This is a genomic window from Streptomyces sp. NPDC056486 (assembly GCF_042795295.1).
GTDB lineage: Bacteria > Actinomycetota > Actinomycetes > Streptomycetales > Streptomycetaceae > Streptomyces.
The window spans coordinates 16,853-29,117 of sequence record NZ_JBHTSF010000111.1; the positions used below are offsets into that span (position 1 = coordinate 16,853).

The following is a 12,265-nucleotide window of genomic DNA, read 5'->3' on the forward strand; positions in this document are numbered from 1 at the left end:
CGCTTTTTGGCCCGCCGCTTCGCGGCGGATGTCTTCCCGCCCAGCCGCCCGATTGCCGCTACTCGTAGCGGCTGGCCATCTGGTGGGCCGCTTCTGTGAATCTCTCCCTCAGCGTCGCCGGTTCCAAGACCTCCGCCTCCGGGCCCAGGGACATGAGCTGGGTGTACGCGACCATTTCGTTCTCCACGGCGAGGGTGAGCGTCACCCAGCCCTCGTCGTCCGGGGCGCTCGCGGTCTCCACCGCATCACGCGTGGACGCGGAATCAGTGGCGTACGGAAGCTGTCGTACGCCCGCCTCGGAGAGCCGCACCACGACCTCGGACCGCAGGATCGCCCGCGCGAACTGCTCGGCCCGCTCCTCCCAGAAGCCCGGCAGATCGAACTCCTCGTCGCGTACGAAGCGGTCCTCGCCCGCGACGATCGCGGCGAACCGGTCGATGCGGTACACCCGGAACGAACCCGTGTCGGGAACCCGCGCGCACAGATACCAGACACCCGCCTTGAGCACGAGGCCGTAGGGCTCCAACTCCCTTTCCACCTCGGAGTCCTGGCGCCGGTAGCGGGCGGTGACCCGCCGGTCGTCCCACACCGCGTCCGCCAGCGGGGGCAGCAGCTCGGGCGCCGTCGTCTCCTGGAACCAGCCCGGCGCGTCCAGGTGGAACCGCTGCGATGCGTTCTGCGAGGCGTCCCGCAGCGAGGGCATCAGCGCCGCCGACACCTTCAGGCGGGCCGCCGACGCCGCGTCCTCCAGGCCCATCTCCCGCAGCGCGCCCGGCACTCCGGACAGGAACAGGGCCTCCGCCTCGCTGCGTCCGAGGCCGGTGAGCCGGGTGCGGTAGCCGCCGATGAGCCGGTAGCCGCCGGTCCGCCCCCGGTCCGCGTACACCGGGACTCCCGCCTCCGAGAGCGCCTGGGCATCGCGGGTGATGGTCCGCTCGGACACTTCGAGCTCACCCGCGAGCTCGGCGGCGGTCATGGAGGGGCGGGCCTGGAGCAGAAGCACCATCTTGATGAGGCGTGCAGCGCGCATGCCCCCCATGATGCCGCTAGCCGGGGCGCCACCTGCGCGACTCGGGGTGACTAGCGGTAACCCGTGACGTCCGCGGGCTTGCCCTGCTGTTCGACCTCCGCGATGTAGCGCCAGGCGTCCGGCGCCGAACCGTCGATGTCCGTGAAGCCGTACTCCTTGGCGAGGCCGCCGCTGGAGAGCGACGCCGCGTTCCAGCGGGCCACGTCGGGGTCGGAGGCGAGCGCGACCAGGGCCCGGCCCACGAACGTCGGGGTCTCGGAGATCGCGAAGTGCGGATTCTGCTCGCAGCCGTCCTGCCAGTTCTCCTCCGTCACGCTGAAGGCCGTGTCGAGCATGAACTCGGAGCGCAGCCAGCCGGGGGACAGACAGAGCGCCGTGCAGCCGTACTCCTTGAGCTCCTCGGCGAGGCCGCGCGCCATCCGCAGCGGGGCCGACTTGGTGAGGTCGTAGTAGAAGGGCTTGCGGTAGTTGGGGCCGTTGTACTCCTCGGTCCCGTCGGTGACCTCGACGACCAGGCCGCCGGGGTTCCTGATGAGCAGCGGCAGTGCGTAACGGCTGGTGACGATGTGGGTCTCGATGCCCAGGCGCATCAGGCGCAGCCCTTTTTCGAGGTCGTGCTCCCACATCTTCTTGTCCCACTCGACGTGGACGTCGCCGCCCCAGATGTCGTTGACCAGGATGTCCAGACGGCCCTGCTCACGGTCGATCCGCTCGACGAGGGCCTCGACCTGCTCGGGCTCCAGGTGATCGGTGGGTACGGCGATCCCGGTGCCCGCTCCCCCGGCTTCCCGGCCCGCCGCGGTGATCAGCTCCGCGGTCTCCTCGATGGTCTCCGTGGTGCGGCCGACCTCGCTGGTGTGCTTGCGGGTCGTGCGTCCCGTCGCGTACACGGTGGCTCCGGCACGGCCCAGCTCCACGGCCATGGCCCGGCCCGCGCCACGGGTGGCACCGGCGACGAGGGCGACCTTTCCGGTCAGGGACTGCGCGGGTCCGGCTGCGGATGCGGGCGCGGATGCGGGTGTGCTCGCCATGTCTTTGCTCTCCTTGCTCTCCATGTCCTGGAGGCTGCCACTCAATACCGACATCTGCTGTCGGGTTTTCCATGGGCATGTGCACGCATAACGAGAGGGCCGCATCCGCCGCACTCCGCGTGCGTACCCACCCCCCAGGGCCGATGCTTGTCCCGTGATGGACGAGACGGAGTTCTGGGAGATCGTGGACCGCACCCGCGTGGCCGCCGAGGGCGACCCCGAGGACCACGCCGACCTGCTCACCGAGAAGCTGCTCGAACTTGAGCCGGACATGGTGCTCGACTTCGCCCGTCACTTCGAGGCGCGCTACAACCGTGCGTACCGCTGGGACCTCTGGGGTGCTGCCTGGATCATCCTCGGCGGCGCGAGCGACGATGCCTTCGACTACTTCCGCTGCTGGCTGATCGGCCAGGGGCGTGAGGTCTTCGAGGGAGCCCTGCACGACCCCGACTCGCTCGCGGATCTCCTCGACGACTTCGACGAGGAGATCGACGGTGACGGCGAGGAGCTCGGCTACGCGGCGGACGAGGCCTACGAGCAGCTCACCGGCGTCGTCTCCCCCGACCTCGGCATCGCTCCCGCCCCGGCCGAACCGGAGGGCACACCGCTCGCCTTCGAGGACGAAGCGGTGCTGACCCAGCACTACCCGAAGCTGCGGGAACGCTTCGGCGAGGTCGACTGAGCGGCCCACGACTTCTCCTACCGGCTCTGCAACCGTGCCGCCGCCTCCCTGATCGCGGGGAGCGCCGATGTCAGTGCCGCCCCCGGGCATTGTGTGTAGTAGCCGTCGTTGTGCCCGGACACCGCGCTGAACCGGCCGCTCGCCCCCTCCGCGTACTTGCTGAGGCTGTTCGATGACACGAGCCGCACCGTGGAACGCGGGTCCACGTCCGAAAGGCCGAGCTTCCACGCCGCAAGCGCCGCTACGGCATCGGTCATCGCCTTGGGAACAGGAACCCCCTCCGTGAACGTCCCTATCGCCGCTATCCCCACCGAACCCCGGTTGAAGCCTTGCGTGTGCGCCCCGACCACGGCGCGGTCGATCCCGCCCGCACGCCCTTCGTAGACGGTCCCGCACCGGTCGACGAGGAAGTTGTAGCCGATGTCGTCCCACTGCCTGCCCTCGGTCTGACCGGTGTACAGATAGCGGATGATGCGCGGGGCATCGCCGCAGTCGTAGCTGTTCGGCGAGTCCGTGTGGTGCACGAACACCGCGCGGACCCGGTCGGCATACCGGGCGGGCGGCTGCTCCTGTAGCGCGGCGGGGAGCCACTCGGCACGCGGCACGACGCGGGGCTGCGCCGCCAGATGCCCCGCCATCCGTCGCACCGGCGACGCGGCCGCCGGCATCTCGGAGCGCCGCCCGGTCACGCCTGCCCGCTCGCCGGGCCCGGAGTGTTCGGAGAGGCCGAACCCGGAGAGCCCGGAGAGCCCGGAGCGCCCGGAGAGGGCCACCGGACCGTGGCCGTCACCCGCTCGCCCCGAGGCCCCCGACGCGCCGGGCCCCACGAACAGCGCGCACATCAGCAGAAGCCCCACGGCCACGAACCCGGGAAGGCAACCCAGCGCCACACGGGCCGCACGGGCGGCCCGGGCGGCACGGCCCGCCGCACGCGCCGCCGACGGCACGCGCGCCCCGGACCATCGACGCAAGACACGCATGGTCCGACCCTCCGCCCCACCCGCACCACCCGCGATCTGCGATCCGCCACTCGGGTGAACCGGAGCCGGGAACCGGAGCCCGGAAGCGGCTCAAAAGTGTCAGAAGTGGGTGCCGCCGTCGACCCGGACCTCGGTGCCGGTGATGAACTTGCCGTCCTGCGAGCCGAGCAGGGCGACCACCGATGCCACGGACTCCGGCCCCGCGAAGCCCTTGCCGATGGCCGGGGCCAGCTTCACGAACAAGCTCAGGTCGGCGTCCTCGGGCAGGCCGGGACCCACGCTCTGCTTGCTGGCACCGCTGCCGTCGGTCATGCCGCTGGATATGGAGCCGGGCTGGACGGAGTTGAAGCGGATCCCCTGCTTGCCGTACTCGGCGGCCAGCGCGTGCGTCATGGACTGGATGCCGCCCTTGCTCGCCGCGTACGCGGCCATGTACGGGTGGGCGAACGTCGCGGAGGTGGAGCTGAAGTTGACGACGGCGGCGTCATCGCCGTCGAGCAGCGCCGGGATCGCCTCGCGGATCACCAGGAACGTGCCGACCAGGTTGATCCGGATGACGTGGTCGAAGGAATCCAGGCTGGTCTCGTGCGTGTGCGAGGAGCGGAGCACGCCCGCCGCGTTCACCAGGACGTCCAGGCCGCCGAGCGTGGTGACGGCGGCGGCGACGCCCTCGCGCACCGAGGTCTCGTCCGAGATGTCGACCACGAGAGTGGTGAGGCGGTCGGCCGCGGCGCCCGCCTTCTCGGAGGTGTCCTTCAGTCCCGCCTCGCTGACGTCGGCGGCGACGACCGTGCCGCCCTCCTCGAGGATCCGGAGGACGGTGGCCTGTCCGATGCCCGAGCCACCGCCGGTGATGAGTGCGCGACGGCCTGCGTAGCGGTTCATGAAATGCCTCCGATCAACTCCGGGCTCCCGGATCCGCCCATGGATCCGGCCTTCCCGATCTGATTTCAATGTACGCCCCTCTGGCACGTTTTGCCATGCCGACAATTCACGTATCAGGGTGATGATCGCGCGTAGGCTGCGGGGGTGAGCACCCACCCGTCGCAGCCCCGGAAACCCCAGCGGCCCCAGCCGTCGCAACCGTCGCTGACCGAGCGCCGCAAGGCGGCCACGCAGCTCGACATCGCCCGCGCCGCGGCCGAGCTCTTCGCCGAGCGAGGCCCGGACGGCACCACGGCCGAGGAGATCGCGGGCCGCGCCGGAGTGGCGCTGCGCACCTTCTACCGGTACTTCCGCAACAAGCAGGACGCGGTCGCGCCGCTCCTCGCGGGCGGCGCCGCCGAGTGGCGGGCCCGCCTGGCGGACCTCGACCCGGCCGCGGGCGTACCGACGGCGCTTGAGCGGTCCATCGCGGACGCGCTGACCGCGGCGGACGACCGCGCGGCCGAGTCCCTGGAGTGGACCCGCGGCCTGCTGCGCGCCGCGCAGGACGATCCGGCGCTGCGCGCCGTCTGGTACCGCGTGAACCAGGAGTCCGAGGAGCAGCTCGTGCCCGTGCTCGCCCGCCTGGCCGGGGAAGACGCCGACGAACTGGACGTACGCCTGGCGGCCGCTGCCGCCACGGACGCCATCCGCCTGGCCCTGGAGACCTGGGCCGCCACGGACGCACCCACCGAAGGACCCGGCTCCCCGGCCGTCCTGGCGGTGCGCTGCCTGCGCGAACTGACGGGCGGGCTTCGGCTCCTGACCGCCGGGCGCGGTGACGGCTGAGGCTGCCGCCAACAGCTCCCCTACGACTCCGGATCCGGCTCCAGATCCAGATCCAGGTCCAGGTCCAGGTCCAGGTCCAGCGAGAACGCCAGCAGCGCCACGTCGTCCCCGACCCCGCCGCAGAACTGCATCAGGTCCGCCCACACCGCGGAGGTCAGCGCCGCCGGGTCGTCAAGCAGGTCGACGCAGAGCACGGCGAGGCGCTCGGGCAGCGGGTAGAAGTCACCGGCCGCGTTCCGCGCCTCGGTCACCCCGTCGGTCACGACGAGCAGCCGGTCACGGGGCCTCAGGGCGAGGGTCACCTCTTCGGGCGGGGCGACTCCGGCGATCCCCAGGCCCAGCGGCGCGCCCGGCGCCACGGTGAGCTCCTCGACGACTCCGCCGCGCAGCAGCAGCGGGGGCGGGTGGCCGCAGGAGACGATCCGCAGCTCGGGAGCGTCGTCACGGAACTCCAGGAGCACGGCGGTGGCGAAGAGCTCGGCGTGCTCGGCCTGCTCTGAGTCGACCACCAGGCGCCGGTCGAGGCGGGCGGCGACCCCCTCCAGATCGGGCTGGTCGAGCACCGCCTCGCGGAAGGCGCCGAGCAGCGCGGCCACCGTGCCGACGGCCGCGAGGCCGTGCCCCTGGACGTCGCCGACCAGGGCCCGTACTCCACAGATCCCCTTGCGTACGTCGAAGAGATCGCCGCCGACCAGCGTCCCGCCCTGCGCCGCACGGTAGAGACCCGCGCAGCGCACCGGGCCCACGCTCTCCGGCAGCGGTGGCAGGACGGCGAACTGGGCGGCCTCCGCGACGGTGCGGACGGTGACGAGCTGGGCGTCGCGCCGGCTGCGTACCCAGGCGAACACGATGCTCAGCAGCGCCACGAAGGTGACGGTCAGCAGATCGCTGCTCCCGGGGCGGCCGAGTCCGAAGCCCGGCAGGGAGAGCAGCAGCACCGCGGTGCCGCCGAAGAGGGCCGTGGCCGACGCGCCGTACGACAGTGCGGCCAGCGGCGGCACGGCGGCGAGCAGGAAGCTGAGGTCGACCGTCTCCGGAGTGGACAGCTGGATGACGGAGAGCACGGCGAGGAGTACGGGCGGAGGCCAGCGAACCCAGTGGGGCGGTGGCGCGCCGCGCAGCCAGCCCGGCTCGTCCCGGTCTCGCCGACTGGCAGCAGCGACCCTGAACATCGGTTCGCTCCTTCCGGTCGGCCTCCTCACGCTCCTACGCGCGCGCGTACGCCGCACGCCGGGCCGGTCCGTCGGGTGCCGAACCCCGGGTGGAGATCATGGCCGCCCCGGAAGTGTCAGAGCCCGCGCCCCATCAGCACATCGTCCACGTACGAGCCGTCGAGGAAGAACTCTCCCGGCAGGACCCCCTCGACCACGAACCCCTCGGACACGTAGAGCGTCCGGGCCGCGGTGTTGTGGCCGAGCACTCTCAGCGTGATGCGCCGAGCGCCCTGGCGGCGGGCCTCCTCCACCGCGGCCCTGACCAGTCGGCGGCCCACTCCCTTGCCGCGCGCCTCGTCCGCGACGGCAAGGCCCAGGATCTGGCGCACGTGGGCGTTGGCGAGCAGGGACGTGGGGAAACCGAGCCGTATGTAGCCGACGACCACGCCGTGCCGCTCGGCGACCAGGTGGTCGCGGGGGCCGAAGCGGTCCGTGAAGAACGGCGGGTACGGGAGCTGTGGAGCCGGTTGTACCGCGTGCAGGGTGGACCAGGTGGCGCGGTCGATGTGGCCGAGGGCTTCTTCGTCGTCCGGCAGGGCGGTACGTATGTGCGTGTCCGGCATGGGCGTCACTGTACGACGGACGCCTCGCGGCTCTCTGCGCTCTCTGCACTCTCGGGCTCTCGGCTCTCCGCTCTCGGCTCTCCGCGGGTTTCCGGGGCAGGATGGCGTCATGGAGTCCACCGAGTCCGAACAGTCAGTCCCGTCCGCGCGGCGGTCCCGTATAGCCGTGGCCGGTGCGTCCGGCCTCATCGGAACGGCGCTGACACGCGCTCTTACCGACGACGGTCACGAGGTGGTGCGGCTCGTGCGCCGGGCACCTCGTACGAAGTACGAGGTGCGATGGGACCCCAAGGAGAGGTACGTCGACACTGCGGGGCTCGTGGGCTGCGACGCGCTCGTGAACCTCGCGGGAGCCGGGGTCGGCGACCACCGCTGGACCGCCGCCTACAAGCAGGAGATCCGTGACAGCAGGGTGCTCGGCACATCGGCGCTCGCCGATGCGGTGACCTCGCTGGACGAGCCGCCCCGGGTGTTCCTGTGCGCGAGCGCGATCGGCTACTACGGAGACACCGGTCAGCGTGCGGTGGACGAGAGCGCCCCTGCCGGAGAGGGCTTCCTGCCCTCCCTGTGCGTGGAGTGGGAGGGCGCGGCGGCCGCGGCGCACGAAGCGGGCATCCGCACGGTCTTCGCGCGCAACGGCCTGGTGGTGGCGCGCGAGGGCGGGGCCTGGGGGCGGATGTTCCCGCTCTTCAAGGCAGGGCTCGGCGGGCGCCTGGGCAATGGCCGTCAGTACTGGAGCCACATCTCGCTGCACGACGCGGTGGCCGCGCTGCGGCACCTGCTCGACACGGATTCGCTCTCGGGGCCGGTCAATCTGACGGCGCCCGACCCGCGCACCAACCGCGAGGTGACGGCCGCGATGGGGCGGGTGCTGCACCGGCCCACGCTCTTCACGGCGCCGTCGCCCGCGTTGCGCGTCGTGCTCGGCGAGATGGCCGGTGACGTGCTCGGCAGCCAGCGGGTCCTGCCGACGCGGCTTCTGGAGTCGGGCTTCTCGTTCGCGTTCCCGGGCATCGAGGAGTCGATCCGCGCGGCACTGCGGTAAACGGCACTTCAATGAGCGGCACTTCAATCAGCGGCACCGCGGCAGACAGCGCCGCGTGCGACCGGCGTGCGACCGTGCTCGGTCGATGCGCGACTGCCGCCGACCGTCATGGCTCCTACCCTCGTGCGGTACTCGGTGATTCCGAAGCCCTGTTGAGGGCATGACGTCCCCAGCAGCCGCGCTACCTCGGGGAGGGGCACGTGCCAGAGCCTGCGCACCATGCGGATGTCGTCATCGTGGGAGCGGGGGTCGCGGGACTGTCTGCCGCCCACCAGCTGACCAGGGCCGGTGTAACGACCGTCGTCCTGGAAGCCGCTCCTTACCTCGGTGGGCGCATGTCGACGGAGAAGGTCGACGGGTTCCGGCTCGACAGGACCGGGCAACTGCTCACCACGTCCTACCCCGAGTTACGCACCACGCCAGGGCTCGACGCACTCGTACTGCGGCCCTTCGCGCCCGGCGTACTGGTACACAGCGAAGGCAGGCACCACCGCGCCGTCGAGCCCACGAGCTCCCGGCGCGCAAGGGGCGCACTGACCGCCGCACGCGCCCTGGCAAGCGCCCCCAGGGGCCCGCGAACGGCACGGACCACGCCCCGCGCGGCCCCCCTCGGCGGCCCCCTCGACCAGGCCCGCCTCGGCGCGGCACTCGCCAGACTCGCGGCGACGCACCCGAAGCGTCTTCTCGCCCGCCCCGAACTCCCCGCGTCACAAGCCCTCTTCGCCCGTGGTCTGCCCGCGCGCACCGTCAACGGCTTCCTGCGCCCACTGCTCTCGGCACTCCTCTGCGACCCGGACCTGATGACGTCGAGCCGGTGCGCGGACCTCGCCCTGCGCTCCTTCGCACGCGGCCGCCTGTGCCTGCCCGAGGGCGGCGCGGAGGTACTGCCCGAGCTCCTGTCGGCCGCGCTGCCGCCGGGGACGGTGCGCACCGGCGTACGCGTCACCGCCGTCTCCACCACCTCGGTCACCACCGCGGAGCACGGCGAAGTGGGCTGCCGTGCCGTCCTGCTCGCCACCGACGCCCGCGCCGCCGCCGAACTCCTTCCCGGCCTGCGCGTACCGCCCTTCCACCAGGTGACGGTGGTGCACCACGCGGCCCCCGAGCCGCCGCTCGCCGAGCCCGCCCTGCTGCTCGACGCCGACCGTTCGGGGCCGGTCGCGCACACGGCCGTGGTCAGCCACGTCGACCCGTCGCGCGCGCCCGCGGGCCGGGCGCTCATCTCGTCGACGGTCCTCGGCCCGCCGCCGGACGAGCGCGCCGTCCTCGCCCATCTCGCCGAGCTGTACGGCACATCGGCCGCCCGCTGGGAACCCCTCGCCGTCCATCACACCCGCGATGCGGTGCCCGCGATGCCGCCCCCGCACGATCTGCGCCGCCCTGTGCGGCTGTTCTCGGGGCTCTATGTGTGCGGGGACCACCGGGACACCAGCACGGTGCAGGGCGCGCTGCATTCGGGCCGCCGCGCGGCGCGGGCCGCGCTGGCGGACCTCGGCGTGGACCCCGCGCACGGTACGGGGCACTTCCCGATGGCGGCCTGACGCAACCGACAAGCCCCGCCTCACCCGACGCCCAACCCATCCGATCTATAAGTCACTCCTGCCACCCCTGGAAGCCCCCGCGCCCCCACGCGGGGGCTTTCGCCCTTTCCCGCACATCCCTGCAACTCCCCTTGCCACACCAGCACCCCACGGCTACGGTCCCACCGGATCGCCAAGCCGCGGGAGGACACACGTGCGTCGCACCATGCCGGTGATATCGCTCATCCTCGGGCTATTCATAGGAGGTCTGTCTTTGCCGAGCACCGCAACCGCCACGGAGGCCGCAGTGCCCTCCGTCGTCCCCCGCCCCACCGACTGGACCGCGCTCGACGGCCGTACGGAACTCACCGAGCGCACCCGCATCCTGATCGACCGGCGCGCCGGATCCACCACCGCGCTCCCCTCGGGCCGCAGCGAATTCCCGGGCCCCGCACACCAGTCCGTGCGCAAGCTCGCCACCCAGCTCCGTACGGAGATCAAGCAGGTCACCGGCATCACACCCCGGATCGCCCAGATCGCCCACCGCGCGAGCCGCCCCGCCGACGGCGACATCACCCTCGGCCTCACCCCCGAGGGAAAGCTCGGCGCCGAGGGGTACACCTTCGACAGCGCGGGCCCGATCCGTATCGAAGCCGCCTCCACCCACGGCCTCTACTACGGCACCCGCACCCTCCTCCAGCTGCTGCGCGCCACGGCCGACGACCACCGCGCCGTCCCCCGCGCCCGCTCCACCGACCGTCCCGCGCAGGCGATACGCATGGTCCACCTCGACGCGGGCCGCAAGTACTGGAAGATCGCCTACCTGGAGAACCTGATCCGCAGGATGGGCGACCAGAAGCTCAACACTCTCTTCCTGCATCTCTCCGAGTCCGAGGGCTTCCGTCTCTACAGCCCGAAGTTCCCGGGCCTCGCCGACCCGGACCACAGCTACAGCCGGGCCGACATCGAGCACCTGAAGGCCTTCGCGGCCCGCCACCACGTCCAGTTGATGCCGGGCCTCGAACTCCCCGGCCACGCCACCGTGATCAGTGAGGCCTTCGGCATCGGCTTCGGGTCCGGGGCAGGGGCGTGCACGGGCGCGCACACGCACTCGCACCTCACGCCCGACTGGATCATCGACATGACCAGCGACAAGGCGATCGCGAAGTCGAAGGAGATCGTCGACGAGTTCGCGGGCTGGTTCGACGCACCGCTGTTCTCGATCGGAGCGGAAGAGGTCCCCGGGCAGCTCGCCGAGTGCCCGCGCGTGAAGGACCATCTGGCGGGCGCGCCCGACGTGTCCACGCTCGGCGACCTCCTCAACCGCTACATCAACACCCTTGACGACGTCGTCACTTCGCACGGCAAGCGCACGGCCGTCTACAACGGCTCCGAACATCTCGCCGCGCCCCAGCAGAAGGTCCACGACCCGGTCGTCTTCCTCACCTGGGAGGGCACGGGCGCCGAACCGGAGATCCCCGGGCACGACGAGATCGCCATCGGCCCGTTCTACGACACCCCGAACAACTACCACCACCTGTATCCGGACGAGCCCTGGATGTACGACAGCTGGGCGCCGAACACCGACCCGGACATGCTCGGCTCCGGCGTCACCAACTGGGCCGACTACAACTTCTGGGCCGACGACGGGTACTTCGAGCAGAGCATGGCGGGCGCCCGCGCGATCCTCGCCGACCGCGCCTGGAACAAGTCCACGACGCCGGACGCTCTCGCCGACTTCAGGGCCCGCGCCGCCCGCATCGGCGACCCTCCGGGCACGACGCCCGCACCGGTGCCGCCGCGGGTCGAGGGCCGGCCGAGCCACCACTGGACGTTCGACGACGCGTCGTACCCCAGCGGCTGGACGTACGCGGGCAGCCCCGGCAACACGATCTTCGCCAAGGACGTGGCGGGCCGCCTCTCCGGCACCTCCTACATCATCAACAACCCGACTCCCGTCGACGGCATGGACGGCGTGCGCGGCAAGGCCTGGCGCTTCGACTCCGACCGGGACGGTGTGGGCTTCGGCGGCCTCGACGTCGCCGAGCCGTGGACCGCGTCCGTGCAGGTCCGTCCGACGGCCAGGACCGCGGACCAAGTGCTGCTCAGTTCCAGGGCGGGCGCGCTGAAGCTGATGCAGCACGGCACCGGGCAGGTCGGCTTCACGCGGTACGGCGCGGCCGACTTCAGCTTCGACTACACGGTGCCGCTCGACCGCTGGACCCGGCTGACGTGGGTGACGACTCCGGGGCACACCACTTTGTACGCCGACGGTCAGCGGGTCGGGTCCGTCGCGGCGTCGGTCCCCCTGCCGCTGCGTTCCATCGGGACGGAGAAGGCGAGCCTGCGGGGTGACCTGGACGAACTCACCACGTGGGACGAGGCGTTGTCCCCCGAGGAGGTCGCGCGCCTGCGCTGAACCCGCCCCACGGTGGGCGCATGTGTAAGGGGCGGGCCTGCGCAGGCCCGCCCCTTACACATGCGCCC

General features: G+C 71.7%; 11 protein-coding genes. 5 read left to right on the plus strand and 6 right to left on the minus strand.

The annotated features are described in order from the left end of the window. Positions 1 to 58: 58 nt before the first annotated feature. Both ACFQ7F_RS32540 and ACFQ7F_RS32545 read right to left on the minus strand, forming a co-directional pair. Positions 59 to 1,030: a helix-turn-helix transcriptional regulator gene (locus ACFQ7F_RS32540; protein ID WP_383278254.1), complete on the minus strand. Its 972-nt coding sequence runs from the start codon at positions 1,028 to 1,030 to the stop codon at positions 59 to 61. 50 nt (positions 1,031 to 1,080) lie between these two features. Beyond that, positions 1,081 to 2,061, minus strand: a complete 981-nt coding sequence (locus ACFQ7F_RS32545) for an SDR family oxidoreductase (protein WP_383278257.1) — start codon at positions 2,059 to 2,061, stop codon at positions 1,081 to 1,083. 157 nt (positions 2,062 to 2,218) lie between these two features. Between ACFQ7F_RS32545 and ACFQ7F_RS32550 the strand changes: the two genes are divergently transcribed. Beyond that, positions 2,219 to 2,743 carry a DUF4240 domain-containing protein gene (locus ACFQ7F_RS32550; RefSeq protein WP_383278281.1) on the plus strand — a complete coding sequence of 175 codons (525 nt, stop codon included), beginning with the start codon at positions 2,219 to 2,221 and terminating at the stop codon, positions 2,741 to 2,743. A gap of 17 nt (positions 2,744 to 2,760) precedes the next feature. Here ACFQ7F_RS32550 and ACFQ7F_RS32555 read toward each other — a convergent pair whose 3' ends face one another. Both ACFQ7F_RS32555 and ACFQ7F_RS32560 read right to left on the minus strand, forming a co-directional pair. After that, complete coding sequence (locus tag ACFQ7F_RS32555; RefSeq protein ID WP_383278284.1) at positions 2,761 to 3,585, minus strand: peptidoglycan recognition protein; 825 nt, start codon at positions 3,583 to 3,585, stop codon at positions 2,761 to 2,763. A gap of 237 nt (positions 3,586 to 3,822) precedes the next feature. Further along, positions 3,823 to 4,608, minus strand: coding sequence for an SDR family NAD(P)-dependent oxidoreductase (locus tag ACFQ7F_RS32560; RefSeq protein ID WP_383278260.1), 786 nt, complete (start codon positions 4,606 to 4,608; stop codon positions 3,823 to 3,825). Between the two features lie 144 nt (positions 4,609 to 4,752). Between ACFQ7F_RS32560 and ACFQ7F_RS32565 the strand changes: the two genes are divergently transcribed. After that, positions 4,753 to 5,436, plus strand: coding sequence for a TetR/AcrR family transcriptional regulator (locus tag ACFQ7F_RS32565; protein ID WP_383278263.1), 684 nt, complete (start codon positions 4,753 to 4,755; stop codon positions 5,434 to 5,436). 20 nt (positions 5,437 to 5,456) lie between these two features. On the opposite strand, the gene ACFQ7F_RS32570 is transcribed toward ACFQ7F_RS32565, so the two are convergent. Together ACFQ7F_RS32570 and ACFQ7F_RS32575 are read right to left on the minus strand one after the other, a co-directional pair. Further along, positions 5,457 to 6,608, minus strand: a complete 1,152-nt coding sequence (locus ACFQ7F_RS32570) for a PP2C family protein-serine/threonine phosphatase (RefSeq protein ID WP_383278266.1) — start codon at positions 6,606 to 6,608, stop codon at positions 5,457 to 5,459. A gap of 116 nt (positions 6,609 to 6,724) precedes the next feature. Continuing rightward, positions 6,725 to 7,213, minus strand: coding sequence for a GNAT family N-acetyltransferase (locus ACFQ7F_RS32575; RefSeq protein WP_383278269.1), 489 nt, complete (start codon positions 7,211 to 7,213; stop codon positions 6,725 to 6,727). Positions 7,214 to 7,322: 109 nt separating this feature from the next. Here ACFQ7F_RS32575 and ACFQ7F_RS32580 point away from each other — a divergent pair, with 109 nt between their 5' ends. The 3 genes from ACFQ7F_RS32580 (at position 7,323) to ACFQ7F_RS32590 (ending at position 12,197) form a co-directional block, all read left to right on the plus strand. After that, the gene (locus ACFQ7F_RS32580; protein ID WP_383278272.1) at positions 7,323 to 8,258 is read left to right on the plus strand and encodes a TIGR01777 family oxidoreductase; all 936 of its coding nucleotides are present in this window, start codon (positions 7,323 to 7,325) and stop codon (positions 8,256 to 8,258) included. 200 nt (positions 8,259 to 8,458) lie between these two features. Continuing rightward, positions 8,459 to 9,799, plus strand: coding sequence for an NAD(P)/FAD-dependent oxidoreductase (locus tag ACFQ7F_RS32585; protein ID WP_383278275.1), 1,341 nt, complete (start codon positions 8,459 to 8,461; stop codon positions 9,797 to 9,799). 253 nt (positions 9,800 to 10,052) lie between these two features. Further along, positions 10,053 to 12,197, plus strand: coding sequence for a family 20 glycosylhydrolase (locus ACFQ7F_RS32590; RefSeq protein ID WP_383278278.1), 2,145 nt, complete (start codon positions 10,053 to 10,055; stop codon positions 12,195 to 12,197). The last annotated feature ends 68 nt before the right edge of the window (positions 12,198 to 12,265 follow it).

Coding starts and splice junctions, on each gene's coding strand:
- ACFQ7F_RS32540 (WP_383278254.1), bottom strand. CDS start 1,030: ATGCGCGCTGCACGCCTCATCAAGATGGTGCTTCTGCTCCAGGCCCGC.
- ACFQ7F_RS32545 (WP_383278257.1), bottom strand. CDS start 2,061: ATGGCGAGCACACCCGCATCCGCGCCCGCATCCGCAGCCGGACCCGCG.
- ACFQ7F_RS32550 (WP_383278281.1), top strand. CDS start 2,219: ATGGACGAGACGGAGTTCTGGGAGATCGTGGACCGCACCCGCGTGGCC.
- ACFQ7F_RS32555 (WP_383278284.1), bottom strand. CDS start 3,585: ATGTGCGCGCTGTTCGTGGGGCCCGGCGCGTCGGGGGCCTCGGGGCGA.
- ACFQ7F_RS32560 (WP_383278260.1), bottom strand. CDS start 4,608: ATGAACCGCTACGCAGGCCGTCGCGCACTCATCACCGGCGGTGGCTCG.
- ACFQ7F_RS32570 (WP_383278266.1), bottom strand. CDS start 6,608: ATGTTCAGGGTCGCTGCTGCCAGTCGGCGAGACCGGGACGAGCCGGGC.
- ACFQ7F_RS32575 (WP_383278269.1), bottom strand. CDS start 7,213: ATGCCGGACACGCACATACGTACCGCCCTGCCGGACGACGAAGAAGCC.
- ACFQ7F_RS32580 (WP_383278272.1), top strand. CDS start 7,323: ATGGAGTCCACCGAGTCCGAACAGTCAGTCCCGTCCGCGCGGCGGTCC.